The 18,546-nt window shown below is 68.2% G+C and carries 16 protein-coding genes; 9 read left to right on the plus strand and 7 right to left on the minus strand.

The window, feature by feature from the left end:
* Window positions 1–22: 22 nt before the first annotated feature.
* A complete protein-coding gene (locus QHF84_RS19540; protein ID WP_281314844.1) occupies window positions 23–430 on the minus strand; it encodes a PEGA domain-containing protein in 408 nt (135 codons plus the stop codon).
* Window positions 431–537: 107 nt separating this feature from the next.
* On the opposite strand from QHF84_RS19540, the gene QHF84_RS19545 reads away from it, so the two are divergent.
* The 4 genes from QHF84_RS19545 (at window position 538) to QHF84_RS19560 (ending at window position 4,475) form a co-directional block, all read left to right on the plus strand.
* Complete coding sequence (locus QHF84_RS19545) at window positions 538–1,755, plus strand: FxLYD domain-containing protein (RefSeq protein WP_281314845.1); 1,218 nt, start codon at window positions 538–540, stop codon at window positions 1,753–1,755.
* 4 nt (window positions 1,756–1,759) lie between these two features.
* Window positions 1,760–1,972: a hypothetical protein gene (locus QHF84_RS19550; protein ID WP_281314846.1), complete on the plus strand. Its 213-nt coding sequence runs from the start codon at window positions 1,760–1,762 to the stop codon at window positions 1,970–1,972.
* 136 nt (window positions 1,973–2,108) lie between these two features.
* The gene (locus QHF84_RS19555) at window positions 2,109–3,392 is read left to right on the plus strand and encodes a hypothetical protein (protein ID WP_281314847.1); all 1,284 of its coding nucleotides are present in this window, start codon (window positions 2,109–2,111) and stop codon (window positions 3,390–3,392) included.
* A 459-nt stretch (window positions 3,393–3,851) separates the two neighbouring features.
* Window positions 3,852–4,475, plus strand: coding sequence for a hypothetical protein (locus QHF84_RS19560; protein ID WP_281314848.1), 624 nt, complete (start codon window positions 3,852–3,854; stop codon window positions 4,473–4,475).
* A 72-nt stretch (window positions 4,476–4,547) separates the two neighbouring features.
* Here the strand turns inward: QHF84_RS19560 and QHF84_RS19565 are convergent, their stop codons facing one another.
* Window positions 4,548–5,051: a hypothetical protein gene (locus tag QHF84_RS19565; RefSeq protein ID WP_281314849.1), complete on the minus strand. Its 504-nt coding sequence runs from the start codon at window positions 5,049–5,051 to the stop codon at window positions 4,548–4,550.
* A gap of 701 nt (window positions 5,052–5,752) precedes the next feature.
* Here QHF84_RS19565 and QHF84_RS19570 point away from each other — a divergent pair.
* The 5 genes from QHF84_RS19570 to QHF84_RS19595 all read left to right on the plus strand — a co-directional run bounded on the left by QHF84_RS19570 (window position 5,753) and on the right by QHF84_RS19595 (window position 10,696).
* Complete coding sequence (locus QHF84_RS19570; protein WP_281314850.1) at window positions 5,753–6,409, plus strand: hypothetical protein; 657 nt, start codon at window positions 5,753–5,755, stop codon at window positions 6,407–6,409.
* 191 nt (window positions 6,410–6,600) lie between these two features.
* Window positions 6,601–8,103: a hypothetical protein gene (locus QHF84_RS19575; RefSeq protein ID WP_281314851.1), complete on the plus strand. Its 1,503-nt coding sequence runs from the start codon at window positions 6,601–6,603 to the stop codon at window positions 8,101–8,103.
* Window positions 8,104–8,306: 203 nt separating this feature from the next.
* A complete protein-coding gene (locus QHF84_RS19580; protein WP_281314852.1) occupies window positions 8,307–8,738 on the plus strand; it encodes a DUF4345 family protein in 432 nt (143 codons plus the stop codon).
* Between the two features lie 86 nt (window positions 8,739–8,824).
* On the plus strand, window positions 8,825–9,394 hold the full coding sequence (locus QHF84_RS50240) for a sugar O-acetyltransferase (protein ID WP_348652863.1): 570 nt from the start codon (window positions 8,825–8,827) through the stop codon (window positions 9,392–9,394).
* 405 nt (window positions 9,395–9,799) lie between these two features.
* On the plus strand, window positions 9,800–10,696 hold the full coding sequence (locus QHF84_RS19595; protein ID WP_281314853.1) for a PAS domain S-box protein: 897 nt from the start codon (window positions 9,800–9,802) through the stop codon (window positions 10,694–10,696).
* 40 nt (window positions 10,697–10,736) lie between these two features.
* Here the strand turns inward: QHF84_RS19595 and QHF84_RS19600 are convergent, their stop codons facing one another.
* The 5 genes from QHF84_RS19600 to QHF84_RS19620 all read right to left on the minus strand — a co-directional run bounded on the left by QHF84_RS19600 (window position 10,737) and on the right by QHF84_RS19620 (window position 18,537).
* Window positions 10,737–13,484 (minus strand): lanthionine synthetase LanC family protein, encoded by a 2,748-nt coding sequence (locus tag QHF84_RS19600; protein ID WP_281314854.1) that lies wholly within the window; start codon window positions 13,482–13,484, stop codon window positions 10,737–10,739.
* A gap of 129 nt (window positions 13,485–13,613) precedes the next feature.
* A complete protein-coding gene (locus tag QHF84_RS19605) occupies window positions 13,614–13,784 on the minus strand; it encodes a hypothetical protein (protein ID WP_281314855.1) in 171 nt (56 codons plus the stop codon).
* Between the two features lie 279 nt (window positions 13,785–14,063).
* Window positions 14,064–15,749: a glycosyltransferase family 39 protein gene (locus QHF84_RS19610; protein ID WP_281314856.1), complete on the minus strand. Its 1,686-nt coding sequence runs from the start codon at window positions 15,747–15,749 to the stop codon at window positions 14,064–14,066.
* On the minus strand, window positions 15,746–16,717 hold the full coding sequence (locus QHF84_RS19615; RefSeq protein WP_281314857.1) for a hypothetical protein: 972 nt from the start codon (window positions 16,715–16,717) through the stop codon (window positions 15,746–15,748). The genes QHF84_RS19610 and QHF84_RS19615 overlap by 4 nt, the downstream gene beginning before the upstream one ends.
* Window positions 16,714–18,537 (minus strand): hypothetical protein, encoded by a 1,824-nt coding sequence (locus QHF84_RS19620; protein WP_281314858.1) that lies wholly within the window; start codon window positions 18,535–18,537, stop codon window positions 16,714–16,716. Before QHF84_RS19620 ends, QHF84_RS19615 begins: the two co-directional genes overlap by 4 nt.
* Window positions 18,538–18,546 lie beyond the last annotated feature (9 nt).

The following is an 18,546-nucleotide window of genomic DNA, read 5'->3' on the forward strand; positions in this document are numbered from 1 at the left end:
CTGCTCGTCGCGCGTCGTGTTCCTACTGCTCGCGAATCTTCGGCGGGTGATCGAGCTTCACCGTCTGGTGATCACCCGGCGAAACGTTGACGGTCATCGTCCGATCGCCCTCGGCCGGATCGAGGAACGTCACGTCGTGGCTGCCCATCTTCACGCGGTAGTTCGTGAGCGGCGTCTTGCCGATCGGCTTGCCGTCGAGCAGCACGTCTTGCGGGGGATCCGAGAGGATGTCGAGCGTCCCCGAGTCCTCCACGACCTCCTCGCCCTGCTCCGGCTCCTCGGTCTTCGGGGCCGTTTGGCTCGCCGCCGTCTCGGGACCGGCCCCGCTCCCGGAGGCCCCCCCGCAGCCGAGCGTGCTTCCCCCGGCGAACACGAAGATCATGGAAATCGCAAGGATTGTGCGGGTCGCCTTCCGCGACTTGCTCGTCATGACGCCCGATCCTAGCAGCAGCCGCGCAGCCCCGGCCGAGGGATCCTGTTCGTCTCGTCTGGATCCGTTTGCCCGTCCTTCCCCATTTTGCGGCATACTCCGTCGCCATGATCGAGAACACGACGGGCGAGCCGCGCATGGCAAATGGATTCGGACCCGGTGGTGGCGGCTTGCCGCCTCCGGCACCTCCCCCGGGGGCACCGCCTTCCGGAGGTGACAACTTTGGCGGCGGTGGCCCGCCCGGCGGCTTCGGCGGTGGACCGCCCGGCGGCTACGGTCCTCCTCCCGGCGCGCCCCCCGGCGGCTTCGGTGGTCCTCCCGGCGGCGGACCTCCCGGCAGCGGCGGCTTCGGCGGTCCCCCCGGCGCGCCCCCCGGCGGCGGCGGCTTCGGCGGCCCTCCCGGCGGCGGTCCTCCCGGCGGCGGCTACGGTCCTCCTCCCGGCGGCGGTTATGGCCCTCCTCCCGGCGGCGGCGCCTTCGGGCCCCCGATGGGCGGACCTCCCATGGGCGCTCCGATGGGCCCCCCGATCCTCCCGCAGCAGAAGAAGGGCCCGAACATGGGCCTCATCATCGGCCTCGGCTGCGGCGGTCTCCTCCTGGTCACGATCATCGGCGTCGTCGGCTTCTTCTGGTACGCGGCCAAGAAGACGTCCGAGGCGATCGCAGCGATCCCGCTCGACTCGGCGAACCCGGACGGCCCGAAGCTCGGCGATCTCGGCGACCTCACCAAGCCCGCGAAGCCCGGTGATCTCAAGGCCGAGCTGAAGGATCTCCGCCACTACAAGGCCGAGTACGGCAGCACGATCCACTTCGTCGGCGAGATCCACAACACGGGCAAGGACCCGCTCGGCTTCCCGAACATCAAGGTGACGTTCTACGACGACGCGAACACCGCGATCGACAGCGGCACCTGCTCGAGCCTCATCCGCGAGCTCGCGCCGGGCGAGAAGGTCCCCTGCACGTTCTCGCTCTACAAGACGACGAAGTGGGCCTCGTACAAGACCGAGTCGAACCCGATGAAGCCGTTCTTCACGGGCAAGGCCGCGAAGCTCAAGATCTCGGACACGAAGTTCACGGCCAAGAAGGGCTTCAACCCCCACCAGGTCGAAGGCAAGATCACGAACGAGAGCGCGTTCAAGGCGAAGAGCGTGTGGGCGCTCGTCTCGCTCTACGACAAGGAAGGCAAGATCTGCGGCGCCGATCAGGCCCTCGTCGCCGGCAACGATCTCGACTCGAACTCGGGCGGCATCTTCACGGCGAAGATCTACAACGTCGCCGCTCCGCCCGACACCTTCCGCGTCCTCGCCGTCGGCTACAGCGAGTGATCCGATGAGCGACGTCGGCTCCGCGCGCCGCGCGAAGGAACAACTCAAGAACGACATCGGCGCAGAGCCCTTCTGCGCCGGCGTCGGCGTCGAGCGCGAAGACGGCATCGGGTTCGTCGTGCGCGTGAGCGTTCGCCCCGGAACGCTCGCCGAAGCAAAAGCCCGCGTGCCCGCTCGTATCGGCGACGTCGTCGTCAAGATCGTCGAGGCCGACTAGCGCCTCGGACGTCCGCGGCTCCGCGCGGACGTTCGTCTCGTCCCTCCTCCCCTCGCAAAACCGCCATTTTTCGCACGCACGGTTCGCGGCCGAATCGGCGGCCGATGCGCACCAAAGCGTGTAAGCTTCACGCTTCGTGAACGCGCTGAACCTCTCGCGGAGGCTCGCTTCCCGCATCGTCGAGGGTCTCAAAGGCCGAGGCCGGATCCTCGTCGTCAAGGGCGGAACGGCCGCGCTCGTCCGCGCCGTGGACGACGCGATGTCCGGCTACGTCGAGCCGCTCGCCGAGCGCGCGCTGCGCACCGACGCAACCGCCGAAGATCCAGCCACGCGCGAAGCGCTCTCCCGGCTCACAGGCCGCGTCGCGCAGGCGCTGCTCGCCTCCGAGCACCTCGAAGACGTCTTCGCCGATCGCAGCGTCGTGGAGCGCGAAGTGCTCGACGCAGCCCGCCTCGCACTACGCGAGGCGAGCGCCTCACAAGACGAAGCGGTCGTGCGCGTCGAGCTCGATCTGCTCGGATACGTCGCCGCCACCGCAGGCAAACGCGCACGGCCGCAATCACTCGTGATCGCACTCGAGCGCGCCGGGCTCGTCGCAGGCGCGCGGCTCGAGAGCTACGACCCAGCCCAGCGCGAAGCCGTCTTCGTGCCCGAGCCGCCGGCAAACCCAGACCTGCACCTCGAGCTGGAAGAAGCAGTCGCAGACGAGCTCTGCGCGCTCGTCGAGCAAGGCGCAGTGGAGCTGCCGACGCTCGAACGCAGGGCGCCGCTGACGCGCGAGGTGAGCCCCTCGGAGCGAGCACGGCTCTCGCGTCTCATCGATCGCGCAGCCACGCGCACCCTTCGCCGCACGGGCAACGCAGCGCAGTGGGAAATCCCGGACGGCCGCAGCGTGCGTGTGATCTACACGCCGCTCTCGGAGCAAGACGCGCGCGACGTCGACACGCACGTCGCAGCCTTCGCAGCCGAGGTGGACGTCTTGTTCGCCGACGCCGGCGCGCCACTCGTCACGACGCCAGTATCCCCCGCAGCCGAGCCTGCGCAGCCGCGCGCAAAGCCGGCGCCAACGCCCCCAGCCCCCGAGCCGCCGCATCACGCGAACGGCAACGGCACGGCAGTCCCCGTCGAGGAGCCAGCCGAGGAGGCCGCGCCCTCGGAGCCAGCCCCAAAGCCCGCGCGCGCACGCGCCACGAAGCGCTCACCCCGCGCAAGCTCACGCACGCCAGCAGCCACGCGCGCAGCAGCAGCGCGGACCACGACGAAGAAGCGCGCGCCAGCAAAGCGCTCGACCAAGCCCGGCACGACGGAAGAGGGCACGCGCAAAAAGGCGACGAAGGCCACGACGAAAAAACGCGCGCTGCCAGCGACAACGACGAAGACACGGGCAACCACGAAGACGCGAGCGACGAAGAAGCGCTGAGGGTGTTTCGCGCGGCGTCGCGCCGGGGTTTCACCCCGGACCCCGACCAGGGGTTGTCCACCCCTGGACCCGGACCAGCGCAAGCGCTGGACTCGGGGTCGATGAACTGCGCGATGCGCAGTTCATCGAACGGGCCAGGTCAAGACCGGCGACGACGCTGCCAGCCGAGACCGCGGCGCTGACGGTTCGGCTTGAAGCCGACCTCCATGGTCTTGCCACCGGCCTGCTGGAAAAACTGCGCGCAGCGCAGTTTTTCCACCTGAGGTCCAGGGCTTGCCCTGGTTCGGGTCGAGGGGCGAACAGCCCCCGCGGGGCCCGGGGCAGCGCCCCGGCGAAGCGCCCCCAGATGCCACCCATCAGCGGCCGGCCTGGCGCGTCTTGCGGCCGCGGGGTCGTGTCCCAACGCTCCGCCTTGGAGGGGGGGCTCGTCCTATGGTCGAGGCGAAGGGTCGTGGATCGGTGCGAGCGAGGCTCGGCGGGCTTGCGCTCCTTGCCGGTGTCCTCCTCGCGCTCGGCGCTGTTCTCAATGCGTTCCAGGTCGTCGCGGAGGCGAAGCACGCTGGGGGGATCTCGCAGTATCTCGGGGGGGAGCGCTGGCAGACGCACCCGCGCTTCGTGGTGTGGGTGTTTTCCTTCCCTCTCGCGGGTGCGCTCGTGCTGATGGGCGCGGCGTTGCGCCGTACCCGGCTCCCTGTTGCGCTCGCGATCGGCCTGCCTTTTGCGTTTTATGGCCTCACGGTGGCCGTGGGCCTTGCCTTGACCTTTCCCGGCGTCGTTCCGGGCTTTTTTGGCGCGGGGGGCGTGATCAATGCGGTCTGCATCCTGGCCACCCTCTATCTTTGCGCGGCGAGCATTCGGCGCGAAAGGCCGTGGCCGGGGCTCCTGCGGGGCGTGGGATACCTTTCTCTGGCGGCGGCGGCCTGGTTCACGTGTGGCGTGTTCAGCACGCCGGGCGCCGTCGTCTTGGTGCAGCTCGGGCCTGATCCGGCCGTCGTGACCGACCTGGCCCACAAGCTCATGCTCCTGTGGGTCCTCGGCTGGACCTCGACGGCGCTCGGCTTTGCCCTCGAGCGGAGGGCATGAACGACGACCGGGGGGTATTGGGGGTGGGAATGAGATTGTGGCGGGAGGAGCGCGTGAGAGCTTCGCTCGTCTTCAGCCCTGGGACGGCGTTTTCGCCTCGCCTGCGTCGGCCTTGTTCATCTTCGACCGCGTCTTGACGCCTTTCATTGCCACGGCGGATCGGTACTTCCGCGTCCGCTCGTACTTTGCGAGCAAGCCCTTGTCGCCGGTCGTCCTTGCGCGCCGCTCGATGGCGTCTGCGAATGCGTTCACCTGGCGCTGCCTTTTATCGTCCTCGAGTGCGCGCGTCTCTTCCATCATCTCGACCAGCTTTTTCAGGGCGGGCAATTGCGCGTCGATCATCGCGATGCGCTGGTTCGACTCCTGGAAGGCTTCGTAATCGGATTTCGTGATTCCGGCCTTGTCCCCGAGGGCGGCTTGGTTCGAGACGATTTCGCCGATGACCTCCGAGAACCCTTCCTGCTCGGAGCACATGCCTCGCCGGCCGCCCGGCGGCAGGTCGACGAGGAATGGGGCGAACGCGGTGCAGTCGTGGACGAGGACGTCGAGCGCGACGGGCGAGAACGAATTCGGCATGGTGATCTCTCCTCCCCGAACGGGGGGAATGGGTGCGTGGCGCCTCCACGCGCAATGGGCGCGAGGAGGGTGTCGATGATGTGCATGGCGGATTTGTACGCAAGAGGCGGAATCCTGCTCGCTTCGGACCCAGGGTTGTCGGTGGCTGGCCTTCGTCGGGTGCACGTTCGAGGAGGGTGGGTTCCCGCAGGGCTGTCATCCGATGCCGCGGGCGGGGGCCATCGATGCCGCCCGCGGCCTCCCCCCTCCTGCCCGCGGCTTCCCGGAGGCCGCGCGCAGGGTCCATCGATGCCGCCCGCGGGGTCGATCGATGCCGCCCACGGCTTCCTCCATCCCGCCCACGGCTCGCCCGAGGCCGCCCGCGACTTCTGCGAGGCCGCGCGCAGGGTCGAGCCATGCCGCCCGCGGCTCCCCCGAGGCCGCCCGCAGCGACCCGGAGGCCGCCTGCGCCTTCCAGGAAGCCGCGCGCAGGTCGAGCCATGCTGCCCGCAGCTTCCCCGAGGCCGTTCACGCCTTCCCGGAGGCCGCGCGCAGGGTCGAGCCATGCCGCCCGCGGCTCCCACGGGGCCGCCCGCGGCTTCCCCGAAGCCGCCCGCGCCACTGGAGACGGTGGACGAGCCGGCACCCGCGCCGGGTACTTGCTTTCGGCTGCACCGCGCTTTCCGAAAAGCTGCGAGATCATTTACATTCGAACCATCCACATGAACTTGAAACCAAACGCGCTTCCTTTCCTCGCCGTCGCCGCCGCCCTCGCCCTCGCCGTCCCCTTCGCCGCTTGTTCGTCCGAGAATGACGGCGCCGCGAGCGGCGGCGCCTCGTCCTCGTCGTCTGCATCGTCTTCGTCCGGAGACGGCGGCGGTGGCAGCGGCGGTAGCGGCGGTAGCGGTGGCAGCGGCGGCAGCGGCGGCGGCGGCCCAATGCATAACGACCTGTTCGCGTGTGGCGTGACGACCGATTGCCCGCAGATGAGCATTCACATCTACCCGGAGCCGGAGGCGGCCCTCATTTGCGCCGCGAAGCTCATCGTTTCGAACGCGCCGGGCGCGCTCAGCGCCATCGAGGTGCCTGGTCCCAACTTCTTCGAGACCGAGCGGATCATCATCCTGCAGGGCAACGGCAAGGCCCTTGTGCAATCGCGCCATCGGGAGTGCGAAATCGGGAGCTGCCCCAATCCCGTTCCGTGGGAGCCTTCCTCGGCGCATCAAATCTGCGACGTCGTCCTCGGCGGCGACGTCGCGGCAGGCTGCGCGGCCATGGACGACATGGCGTGCCGATGGTCGCCGTGGGGCCCCGGGAAGCTCGAGAACTGCATGGATGTCGACGACTGGAGCTGCGACGACGTCGCGGCGGTCCTCTGATACCCCGCCCCCGAAATCGAAATCGGCGGCTCCGCGCCGAAAGTCAAGCTGCAGGCAAATTCGCCTCCGCATTCCGCCTCCGCTGCCGGATGACGGCGGTGGTGCAATGCGGAGGCGGCCTCGGCGGCCGATTCTCGACCTGCCGCGCGCCGCGGTTGACCCGTTCCTCGTCGATGGGTATTGAAACCGCCATGCGCAGCCTCGCCTTCCATACCATCTCGCTCCTCCTCTACACCTCGATTGCCGGATGCGGCGACTCGAACACGAATCCCCCCTCGTCGACGGATGGAAGCGGAGCGAATGGGGGCGCGGGCGGCAGCGGCGGATCCATGGGCGAAGGCGGCGCGGGCGGCGCAGGTGGCGAAGGCGGCGCGAGCAGCGTGTGGGGGACCTTCGAAAGACCCTTCGCGGCGGACTCGCTCTGGAACAGCCACCCCAAAAACCCCGTCCTGGGAGACTACCAGATCCCGCCGACGAACAATCCGGCCTTTTATCCCTCGGTGGCCGGAGGCGCTTACTCGACGACCATCTTCCGCGCGTCGGAGAGCGACCCGCCGATGCAGGTGCATGGCAAAGGCGGCGCCGCGAACCCGAGCTGCCCCGACGTCGGTGGCTCGTGCGCCGTCGTCATCCCCCACTGGCCCGCCTCGGTCGAAGGCGCGTCGGGCAGTGATGGGCACGCCGACATCGTCGACGAGAAGGCGGGCATCATTCATTCGTTCTGGCAGCTCAAAAAAGACGCCGCGGGCGCCTGGACCGCGGCGATGTATTCATGGTCCCCCCTCGCCGGCTCGGGCTGGGGCGACCCCGCGCATTACTCCCAGGGGGCGCGCGCTTCCGGCGTGTGCACCGCCGCCGGCCTCATCCGCGTGAGCGAAGCCGAAGACGGGGAAGAGTTGTTCCACCACGCGCTCGCCCTGTCGCTCGACGGCACCGCGATGAAAGCCGGTTTCGTCTTTCCGGCCACCCTGGAGGACGGCGACAGCGCCAGCGCCTACAAGGGGCAGATCCCCATGGGCTCGCTTTTGATGCTGCCGCCGGACTACGACACGTCGAAGGTCACGTCACCCGGTCTCTTGAAGGTGATCAAGACGCTCCAGGTCTACGGGGCCCGTGTCGTCGACAGGAACACCGATACGCCCTTCGTCATCTACGTGGAGAACGGCAGCAAATTCACGGTCTCGACGAAGCCGCCCGGCGAATGGGACACCGTGGTGGCGAATCAGTTGTTCGACATCGCCCACGCGCTGCGCGTGATGACGAGCTCCGACGGCTTCATCGACGGCGACGGCAAGGAGTTCGTGCCGAACACGAACCTCAATCGCATGTCGATGCGCGGCCCCTGGAACGGGAGCGGTGGCGCCTTCGACTCCTGGCAGCAAGCATTCGTGTTTCCGAGCACGGACACGGTGATCAAGCAGGAGCAGACGAACGCCACGTGGGACTATCGGGTGAGCTGGGCCCCGTGGACGGCCGGGAAGAACTATCGGCTCACCGTGGTCGCGACAGGCGGGGCAAAGCTCAACATGCAGTTCAAGGACGGCATGTACAAAACAATCCTCGAAACCGGCACCCTGGGTGACGGCGAAAGCAAGAGCTTCCTCATGCCCACGGACAACGGGTATCCGATCCTCATCGCGACGAGCGGCGTCGGTCAGGCATCCTCGGTGCGGGGCATTCTCGTCGCCGAGTAAGGCGTCGCAGAGCTTCGCTCGCTCATCTCCTCGCCGCATTCCAAGACCTCCCGGGTGCGCCCGGAAGATGCACATGCTCGCGAGCATCTTCCACCGCTCCACCACCAGCCCCAAGCACACGAAGAACGATTGCGCGGCTGCGTGTCCTGCGCGAGCTTCGTGCGATCCGTTGCCCGACGGACCACGAAGCCAAAGGGGGAATCGTGAGCACTCTCTGGAAATACCTGAACCACGCCGCGTTCTACGGCTACGCGTGGTTCCTCGTGCTGATCGGCGGCGGCCTGGGCTTGTTCGTTCCCACCTGGGGGCCGCTGAAATTCGAGGTATACGCGGATGTCATCTTCCGGCTCCCTCTGGATCCACAAACGATGGCGAGCACGCTCAATCAGTATCGTTTCATGAAAAGCACCGAATTCGGCTTCGGCCTGTTCGCGCTGCTGTTCCACGACGAGATCTACACGCAGCGCAAATTCAATCGTTTCTTTCTCGGCATCGTATTTCTCGGCGCCACCATGCGCGCCTTGTCCATGTTGGCGGACGGCATGCCGCGGACGGCGTATCTCCTGCTCTTCGGGCTGGAAACCATGGTCGGGCTGATCGTCCTCCATCATTCGCGCAAGACCCTGCAAGCCTGACCCCCGTCTCTCGCAGCCCGCACGACGGCCGGACCCGCTCGGTACGAGCATTGGACGGAGACCAGGCATGGCGCTAGGACACCCCCATGTCCGAGCGCGAACGCATGCTGGCCGGTGAACTCTATCGACCCGACGACCCAGAACTCGTGGCCGCCCGCACCCGCGCACGCCGCCTCAGCCGAGCCTACGACGAGATCCCAGAAGACGAGCCCACCCGGAGGCGCAAGATCCTCGACGCACTCTTCGGCACACTCGGGAGCAAAGCATTCCTCGAACCCCCATTCCGATGTGATTACGGCGCAAACATCCACGCCGGCGACAGCCTCTACATGAACTTCGGCTGCGTCCTGCTCGACTGCAACCGAATCGACATCGGCCACCGCGCACTGCTCGGCCCAAACGTGCACATCTACACCGCAACGCACCCACTCGACGCAGCCCTCCGAGCATCCGGGCGCGAACTCGCGAAGCCAGTACGCATCGGCAACGACGTATGGATCGGAGGCGGCGCAATCGTGCTGCCAGGGGTGACCATCGGCGACGGAGCCGTGATCGGCGCAGGAAGCGTAGTCACGAAGGACGTCGCAGCAGGCTGGGTCGTAGCAGGAAACCCAGCCCGGCCCATCAAGCGAGCCGACGGGAACGACACGCGGTGATGGGAGCCGTTGCGCTGGGGCTTTGCCCCAGGCCCCAGCAGGGGCTGTCCGCCCCTGCACCCGGACCAGCGCAAGCGCTGGACTCGGGGTCGATGAACTGCGCGATGCGCAGTTCATCGAACGGGCCAGGGTCAAGACCGGCGACGACCCTGCCAGCCAAGACAGCGGAGCTGACGGTTCAGCGTGCAACGCACCCTCATGGTCTTGCCACCGGCCTGCTGGAAAAACTGCGCGGAGCGCAGTTTTTCCACCTGAGGTCCAGCGCTTGCGCTGGTCCGGGTCGAGGGGCGGATAGCCCCCGCGGGGCCCGGGGCAGCGCCCCGGCGAAGCGCCCCCGGATGAGCCCTTGTGCATCGCCTCACCTTCGGTCTATGCTGGGTCCATTGCTCAGGGGGGGGCACTTGCATGTATGGCCATGCGATCGCGGTCTCGGATGCCGAGAGGCAGAATCATCTTTTGCTCGAACCGACGCGTGATGAGCTGGAGCGGCGCGTCGCTGAGCTGGAGGACAAGCTCCATGCTGCTGAGCATGGGCAGCGTCTCGAGGCGGAGCGCTTTCGGTTGACGGTTGATGGCGCTCCTATCGGGATGGCGCTCGTCGGGCTTGATGGCACCTTCGTCCGCGCCAATCATGCGCTCGGCGAGCTGCTCGGTTATACGCCGGCGGAGCTCTTGAAGGTGCGCTTCCAGGACATCACGCATCCGCAGGATCTGCAAAGCGACCTCGACCTCGTTGGCCGCGTGCTCCGGGGTGAGATCGCGCGCTACGACTTGCGCAAGCGATATTTCCGTAGAGATGGCGCTGTCATCCATGCTGAGTTGCACGTCTCCATGGTGCGGGATGGGCGTGGCGAGCCGCTTCATTTCATCTCGCAGATCCTCGACGTCACCGAGAAGCTGCGCGTCGAGGAGACGCTGCGTGCGAGGCTGGCTGAACTCTCCACGCCCCTCATTCCCATCCGCGACGACGTCGTGGTCATGCCGCTCATTGGCGCGATCGATACCGAGCGTGCGGAGCGGGTGCTCACGACCCTGCTCGCGGGCGTGAGCAGGACGGGCGCGCGCGTCGCGATTGTCGACATCACGGGTGTGGTCGCGGTGAATGAGCAGGTGGCGAGTGCCCTGCTCCGTGCTGCGCAAGCGGTGCGGCTTCTCGGCACGCGCATGATCTTGAGCGGTATTGGACCCGAGGTGGCGCGCACGTTGATCTCCCTCGGCGCCGACCTGTCTGGCATCGTCACCTGCGCGAATTTGCAAACGGCCGTCGCGCACGCCGTGAAACTCACGCGCGACAGTAGCTGACCGCTGCTGTCCGGCAACCAGGGCGCGCGCTCCTCCGCTGTCACCAGCTCGCTGACCCGTACAACTTCGCCAGCAAGGTCGTGCGCCAACCGTTGCGCGTGCCCATCGCGCGCAAGACGTCCTGGATGCCGGCGAGCCCGGTCATGTAACCCACGGGGGTCGCTCCGGGCAGACTCCCCGCGCGCACGGGAGCGCCGGCCCTCACCTCGTGCTCGATCCAGGCTCGCATGGCTTCGACCGATTTGCCCTGGGTCCTGTCCGCCGCGATGCTGAAATCCAGGAGCTCTCCCAGCATGCCGTGGCACAGGCTCGCATTGTCACGGCGCAGGTCTTCGGGTCCGCACCGGGCCGCGATCTCGTCGACGAGCTTTGCAAGACGACCATGCCCGTGGCCGAGGACGGCAACCGCACCGAGAACCCCCGAAATGCCATGACACCAGCCCGTCGGCAGGAGGTTCGACCCGTGACGACCCGCGTGCGCCTGCAAGAAGCTCGCGTCGTGGAGGATCGCGGCCGAGAGATCCTCGGCGAGGGTCTGCATCTTCCCGGCGACGGCGCTCGCGCCCAGCGTTGTCGCCACGCGATGACCAACGAGGAGATCACCGGCCACCCCGTGGGCCACGCCGACGAACTTTCTCCCGCGCAGCATTGCGTCGAGATCGTCGCAGGAAAGGCTCTCGACGATCTTGCCGAGGACACGTGAGGCCGACCTCGGGAGTGGAATCTGCATCTCTTTCAACGTCACGAGCGCGAGCCCCACGCCCATCAGGCCGTCGATGAGATCGCCCATCTCGAGCCCATCGGCGGAGCCACACACCGCGTCCGCGAGCGCCGCGGCCAGCTCTTTCAGCGCCTTGTTGTCCTGCGCGGCGCAGACCAGCGCGACCCCGATCGGGCCGCTGAACAACCCCCTGCCGCTCCCCATCAAATAGGGGCCCGTCTCCCCCGCGGCGAGCGCGCGAAGGGATACCCGCGCGAGCTTGCGCAGCCCGCCCCACGCGCGGTTTCGCCGATCGACGGGGCCTTGCGCCAGGGCGTACATGAGGCCGGAGCTGCCCTCGTAGAGATCGGCGCCCGCGCCGTCCACGAGCCATGCGCCGTCCGGACGCTCTTGCACCGCGTGCGCCCGCGGGACGCCGTCGTTCTCCTCGATTCCCCCCAGAATGCCCGAGATCCACGCCACGGCGTCGCCCGGCGCGAGAGCTTCTCCACGCTCTTCCGCGAAGGCTCTGTCGCCCGTCAGGAACATCGCGGCGATGCTGTCGCGAAGCAGGAGCACGTTCCTCGGGATCGCCGCCTCTTCGAGCCCCGTGACACACGCATCGAGGCGGCTCGCCGGCGCGATGACGGCCACGACGGGCGTCCCGAACGCGTCCTCCAGGTGAGAGCCCTCGAAGCGCTGATAAAACGCTGGGAACAGGCCGAGCCGCAACGCGTGCACCTCGGCGTTCAGCACCCGGCGCGGGAAATGAGGCGTGTTCTTCTGGAGTTTTCCGTGCAGATACGCGGCGGAGGTCGCGCCGCCGGACCAGGCATAGTCGAGCAATTTGCCGTACGAGCTCGTCACGCGCAGCACGACCCGGATCCGGCTGCCGTGAAGGCCGGCCGCAATCCTGTCTCGCACCCGCGCGCGGTCGGCCCAGAGCCTTCGAGCCGCCCGCTCGTATTCCGCCTCGACCGACCGGAGCCACGCGGCCGAAACACGGACCGGCGCGGGGACGGGCGATTCCTCGACGACCAGCACGGGGAGCTCGTCGGGACCTTCTTTCCACACCGTTTTGCGAAAGTCCGGCGCGACGATCCCGGCGCCGCGGAGCATCCCCGCGAGCACGCGCCGCTGCTGGCTCCCGAACGGGAGCAACATGCTCTCGTCGATGGATGGGTTTCGCGTGGAGTGACACGCGAAACGCTCATCGAACCGCGGCGTCATCATGACCTCGCAGTCGATGGGGACGAGCTTTCCGGCCACCCGCAGCAGATTGTCCTTGTGCAGATCGGAGATCCCGAGGAGCTGGCAGAGCGCGAGCAGCGCGCCCAGCGATCGAGGGTCCGGCGGCGCGAATCCGTCTTCGTCGTGGAGGAATCGAATGAAGTGCGTGTCCACGTCGACGTCGACGAGCATGTCCGTCGCCGTGACCGGAAAATCGGGGACGAGCTCGCTCATGCTTTCGAGGACGACGCGGTCGCAAGCCGAGCTGCGATGCTTGAGGACCCAGCACGCACCGTCGTCGAACGTGATCTTGACGTGCTGGGCGTGCCAGGAATGGCCGTCGTCCTCCAGGAATTCGAGCAGACGGACGTCCGCCGGCGTCTTTCGAAGCACCGGCAGGGCGGCGACGCAGGAGCGGACGCTCGCGCCCATACGAACCATTCCCCCGACCAGGCTCGCCGCCGCGACCGGATGGACAGCGAGCATCGGCGCGAGCAGCCGCTTCTCGAGGACCTGTTCGAGGAAGCGGCGGCGCCTCGCCTGCGCGGATTCCCCCGCGAGCAAGCCGCGCCCCTCTGCGAGGCGCAAGCGATGGAGCAGGATTCGATCGCAGGTCAATCGAAAGAGCCGGAGCAGCGAGGTTCGAACGGATGCGAGGGATCCGGGCGTCTGGAGATCGGGCGGGAGCGTGGCACGGGCGAAGGCGGCCGCATGCACCTCGTACATGGGGTCGAACGGGCCACGCGAGGAGCCGTCGTGGAGCACGCGGGAGCCTTCGATCCGGGCGAAGAACCCATCCAGGAGGGCGCGGAGATTTCCGCTGGTCCGAGCCGCTAGAAATTCGGTGGGGGTCAGCATGATCGAGGGCCTTCGGGTCGAGGTTCGGCGCTCGGCGAGCGCCCGTTCGACCGGCGATCGCCGGCCCGGCCGAGGTGCGGCGCACCCCAGCCGGGCGGCTTCATTTCACGCGTAATCGAGCGTCAGCGGCTAGCCGCCGATGCAGCACGCGAAGTGCGTGAGCGCCGTGCAGACCTGATTACAGGTCCCGGTGAAGACCGAGGTGGCCGCCATGTTTCCGTTCTCCTCGAGGACGGGCTCCGCCACCTCGATCTCCGATTGAGCCATCAGGTTGGCGAGTTCTTCATCGATGTTCATCATGGTCGTATTCTCCTTGTGAAGCGCTCCATCACCCCCGCGCCTTGCATTGCGATGGCCTTGCAAGCGCGTCGGAGCGGTCTGGAACGTCGATGTCGTCGAGCAAGGGGCGGACCAATACGCCCGAGCGCGCCTCGACGCGCACCGCCGCCGCTCTCGGGCGGTTTTCAGCACGCGCCAAGCGAAGGCGACCCGCGCGACCCGTCACGGGCGCGTGACACCTGTCACGGCGCCGTTACGGGGCCCGTTGCGTCGGCATGACAATCTCGCCGAGAGGACGGTCTACCGCCCTTTGCGCCGATAAATCCAGATGACCGGTGTCCCGTGGAGCCCCGCCACGTGCGCGGGCTGCACCGTCCCGTAGGCCACCCAGGCCTGGTATTCCTGCCCCTGCATGTGCTGCTCGTGGTGATACAGGGCGAAATCGGCCTCGTGCACCGCGCCGACCCCGCGGATGTCCTTCCGCAATCGGCCGTCTTTCTGCAACATGTCCCACGACGGCCAGGCCGTATCGTGGATGTACACCGCCCCGCCCCTCGGCACCTCGCGGTTCAGGTAGTCCACGACCGCGCCCGTCGTGTAGCCCCAGAACGTCCGATTGAGCCCGAGCGTCGCCGCGCCCTTCGCCCCGCCCACGAGCGGCACGTAATTCGAGAGCCCCCACGGATGCGACCCCGCCGTCTCCGCGACGGGCGCCGCCAGGAGCACCGGGAAGAGCGCCATCGCCGCCGCCGGCCCGCGCGCGAACTTGCGGACGTTCGTCGCTTTCAGCTTCCGAAGCTCCACGCGGAGCACGGAGACGAGCCAGGACACCCCTGCCCCGGCGAAAAGCGCGATGAACGGATACGCCTGCATCCAGTGCTTCGTGCCGCCGAAGATGGGCGTCTTCGGCAAGACCCAGGCGCCGTACGAAATGCCGATCGCCATCAGCCAGAGCAGATCCGTCTCGCCGCCCTCGCGCCGCGTGATCTTGCCGGCCCGCGCTCGAAGAAACGCCTGGATCCGCGTCCGCGCCCGCACCCCGAGCCCCAGGGCGAAGAGCGCGAGCGTCACCGTCGGCACCGTGGCCGCCGTCATCAGCGGCGCATACAGGCGCGGCATGGGCGGCGTCCAGTACGTCCGCCCGAGGAACTCCATGTTGTAATACTCGTGATTCAGGTGGAACGACGCATACGCCGAGAGCCGCGCGAACGTGTCCCGCCAGATCCACGGCCAGAGCGCATACATCACGAGCGGCCCGAGCACGGCCATCGCGCCGAGCGCGGCGAGCGCCCTCCGCGCCGTCTCCTTCATGTTGCCGCCCGTCAGCCGGTCGCGCACGAGGCAAAGCGCGACGAACGTCACGGCGAGGATCGGCAAGAACCACGCATTGTGCTTGGTATCGAGCGCGAGCCCGAACGTGAGCCCCGCCGCGATCGGCCAGCGGGATCCGCCCTCCCGCATCGCCTTCCAGAAGCAATACGTGGCGAGCAGGAACATGGTCACGACCGGCACGTCGAAGCAGGCGAGGTGCGCGTGGTAAAAGAAGTTCGGCATGCAGAAGAGCGCGATCGCCGCGAAGATCCCCGCGCTCCGCCCGCGCGCCTCCGCGCCCCAGCGATAGACGAGCGCGACGCCCGCGCCCGCGAGGAAGATCCCCGGGAAACGATAACTCGTCCCCTCCATCGCGAAGAGGTGCCATTTCTTCTGCAAGAACAGGTTCGAGAGCGCGAACAGCGATTTGATGAGCCCCGGATGCTCGCTGTTCACCCGCCAAGCGCCGTCGATCGCCTTCGGCTCGAACGCGGCCCGCGGGTTCGCGAGGAGGAGCTCGAACCACCGGCGATAACTATCCGCCGCGTGAAAGTAAAACCCCTCGTCCCGCGCATACCCGAGGTCCCCCACGGTCGCGACGAGCACCACCATCGCGAGGCCCGCGAGCAGCGCCGCGGCGAGGTCGTCCTTCCAGGTCAATTTCACCCCGCTCATCGCGTATCCGCCTCGAAGCAGAAGTGCCGGTGCGCGTGGTTCTTGCTCGACACGAAAAACTCCACCGTCGCGCTCTTCTTGCCCGCGTGGGTGCCGAGCGGCATCTCGAACGCCGCCCATCCATCGCCGTCGTGGTGCTCCCAGCGCCCGATCTCCTCGCCGTCGACGCGCACGGCGAGCGCGACCGGCGCCCCTTTCCGCTCCCGCTCGATGATCCAGTACATCCCGCCATGCCCACGGATCACGCTCCCGAGCGGCACGCCCTCGAAACGTGTCACGACCTCGCCGCGCGCCGGCGGGTGCGAGAAGAGGCAGCGGCGCGGGCGAAACGCCTCGTCGGCGGCGATGACGGTCGGGCCGACGCTGAAAAACGGGCCGCCGGGGCATTCGAAGCGCGCCGCGGGGAACGTGGGGTGGCCGCCGAGGCCGCCGGCGATGACACGCGCGTTCGGATTCCACGGGCATGAGACCTCGGGGTTCGTCGTGCGCACGCTCGCCTGCGCGGGGCCGAGGCCGTCGACGAAATCGAAGACGACCGCGGCGGGGCTCGGGTTTTCGAGCCGCCGGATCACGAAGGGCCCGACCTCGCGCCGGCCGATCTCGCGAAACCCGGAAAGCTCGGGCGAGCTCTCCCCGAACGCCGAGATCAGGAGCGCCGTGCGATAACGAGACACGTCCGGCCGCGCCACGTCGCGCAGCGGAAAGACCTCGTCCCCGAGCGCTTGCCGCGCCAGCGGCTCGCCCCAGGACGGCGCGACGACCACGAGCTCGCCTTGTTTTCGTTCCTCGGCCATGGGCCCCGCGAGGGCCGCCCAGTCCGCGAAATCGGGCTTCCGCCGCGAGGACACGAAAAACCCGGCGAGCTCGGCGATCCCGAGGGCCACGAAGGCTCCGAGCGCCAGGGGGCCGGGGCGTAGGGCGCCGAAGGCGACCCGGAGCCCCGAGCGTGGACCACGCGGCCACTTCATCCTTGCACCTTCCCCTCGTCCTCGCGTTTTTCCGCGCGCACGAGCGCGATCGCGCCCACGAGCGCCGCGATCCCCGCGAAGAGCCCCGGGACGAACCCCGGCGGCCGATACCACAAGGAGAGCGTCGTCACGCCCGCGGGCAATCGCACGGCGACGCGGCTCTCCACGTTCTCCACCTTGCCCGCCGAAGCCCGCCAACCTTCGTCGTAGTTCATGTTGTACACGACGAGTGTCCCCGCCTCCGCGCCGGCGAGCTCGATCGTCGCGGCATTCGGGCTCCAGTGGGCGATCCTCGCCGACCCCGCCCCCTCCGCGACGAAGACCTCGCCCTTGTGGCGCGGGTCGTCGGAGGCGAGCGCGCCTTTCCGCTCGAACGGCGGCGCGCCGTAACAATCGAGCACGCCCGTGTTGCCCAGCATCGCGAGGTACATCGGCCCCGCCCAGTCGCGTTGCTTGTACTGGAAAGGCGGGTTTTTCTCGAAATGGAAGGGCCGGTCCGCGGGGATGTGGTCGGGCGGCACCATCCACATCGACTGCGCCATCGGCCTCTGCGCGCCCTTCGCGACATCGATCCCGATGAACAACACGACCACCGCGAGCGCCGCGTCGAACCAGGGCCGCCGCCGGCCCGCCCGCTCCACGAGGCGCCCGATCCCGCTCGCCGCCACGATCGAGAGGACCAGCACCGCGGGATAAAGGAACCGCGAGGGCACGTGCTGCGATCGGAACACCGGCACGTGCTCGTGGAGCAACGTCCACGGCGCGTTCGGGTGAAACGCCCCGAGCCCGAGCAGGCCGAAGAGCGCGCCCACCACCTTGAGCGCCGCCTCGCGCTTGCCCTGCACGAGCAAGAGCCCGAGCGCGAGGATCAGCACGCCGGGCAGCCCGATGTACATCCCCCACTCGTGCCACCCGTACGCCGGCACGCGCACGGGCCGCGAATGGAAGCCCTGATCCGGCGCCGTGAGCATCGTGAAGAGCGCGCCCATGTCGATCGCCTCGGTCGACGGCACGAGCCGCGGCGCCTTGCGGAAGACATCGAGCATCGGCAAGAGCTTCGGCGCGGCGAGCGAGACGCCGAAGAGGCCCGAAACGCCGAGCACGACGAGCGGCCGCGCGCTCTTCTCCAGCGCGCCGAGGACCAGCGCATAAAGCCCCAGCGCGAGCACCGTGTGCGGGAGCGGATAGATGCCGCCCGTGTAGACGAGCGCGGCGAACGTGGCCCCGAGCAGGACGACGTCGAGGGCGCGGTGCGGCTTCTCTCGCGCGCGCTCGAAGAAAAACAGCGCCCACGGGAGGAACGCGTAGGCGAGGTGCCAGGTGTGGCCGGAGGCCGTTTGCAGCGCCCAGCGGCCGTTCACCGCCCAGAGCGCGGCCACGAGCGCCCGCGCCCCGTGGCTCTTCGTGAACCGCGATCCGGCCGCATACGCCCCCGCCGCGCCGACGAGCGCCATGCCCACGACCTCGATCCGGATCGCGAGGTTCATCGGCAAAAACAGGTACGCGAGGAGCCACGGCGACACGACGACCGTCCCCGCCTCGACGTACCCCCACGCCGGAAATCCTCCGCACGCGTACGGATTCCAGAAGGGCATCTCGTGGTGATCGAGCAGGCTCTTCTTGACGAGGTAGCGGTGCGAGGTCTGCACGTCCCAGTCGTGGAAGCCAAACGTGTTCGTCTTGACGAGCCACGGGAGGAGCACCACCACGACGGCCGCGAGCATCGAAAGGCCCGCGAGGAGCGCGGCGGCGGCGCGGGGCGGATCACGACGCGCGGCGGCGAGCCAACGGCGCGGGAGGGAGAGAGCGGCCTTGTCCACGAGCGGCGC

Origin of the sequence: Polyangium sp. y55x31 (assembly GCF_029946505.1) — a bacterium.
Classification (GTDB): domain Bacteria; phylum Myxococcota_A; class Polyangia; order Polyangiales; family Polyangiaceae; genus Polyangium.

Excerpts from the sequence above, each read along its gene's own strand:
- QHF84_RS19575 (WP_281314851.1), top strand. The coding sequence starts at position 6,601 with ATGCGCAGCCTCGCCTTCCATACCATCTCGCTCCTCCTCTACACCTCG.
- QHF84_RS19550 (WP_281314846.1), top strand. The coding sequence starts at position 1,760 with ATGAGCGACGTCGGCTCCGCGCGCCGCGCGAAGGAACAACTCAAGAAC.
- QHF84_RS19615 (WP_281314857.1), bottom strand. The coding sequence starts at position 16,717 with ATGAAGTGGCCGCGTGGTCCACGCTCGGGGCTCCGGGTCGCCTTCGGC.
- QHF84_RS19610 (WP_281314856.1), bottom strand. The coding sequence starts at position 15,749 with ATGAGCGGGGTGAAATTGACCTGGAAGGACGACCTCGCCGCGGCGCTG.
- QHF84_RS19565 (WP_281314849.1), bottom strand. The coding sequence starts at position 5,051 with ATGCCGAATTCGTTCTCGCCCGTCGCGCTCGACGTCCTCGTCCACGAC.
- QHF84_RS19545 (WP_281314845.1), top strand. The coding sequence starts at position 538 with ATGATCGAGAACACGACGGGCGAGCCGCGCATGGCAAATGGATTCGGA.
- QHF84_RS50240 (WP_348652863.1), top strand. The coding sequence starts at position 8,825 with ATGTCCGAGCGCGAACGCATGCTGGCCGGTGAACTCTATCGACCCGAC.
- QHF84_RS19595 (WP_281314853.1), top strand. The coding sequence starts at position 9,800 with ATGTATGGCCATGCGATCGCGGTCTCGGATGCCGAGAGGCAGAATCAT.
- QHF84_RS19570 (WP_281314850.1), top strand. The coding sequence starts at position 5,753 with ATGAACTTGAAACCAAACGCGCTTCCTTTCCTCGCCGTCGCCGCCGCC.
- QHF84_RS19605 (WP_281314855.1), bottom strand. The coding sequence starts at position 13,784 with ATGATGAACATCGATGAAGAACTCGCCAACCTGATGGCTCAATCGGAG.
- QHF84_RS19600 (WP_281314854.1), bottom strand. The coding sequence starts at position 13,484 with ATGCTGACCCCCACCGAATTTCTAGCGGCTCGGACCAGCGGAAATCTC.
- QHF84_RS19540 (WP_281314844.1), bottom strand. The coding sequence starts at position 430 with ATGACGAGCAAGTCGCGGAAGGCGACCCGCACAATCCTTGCGATTTCC.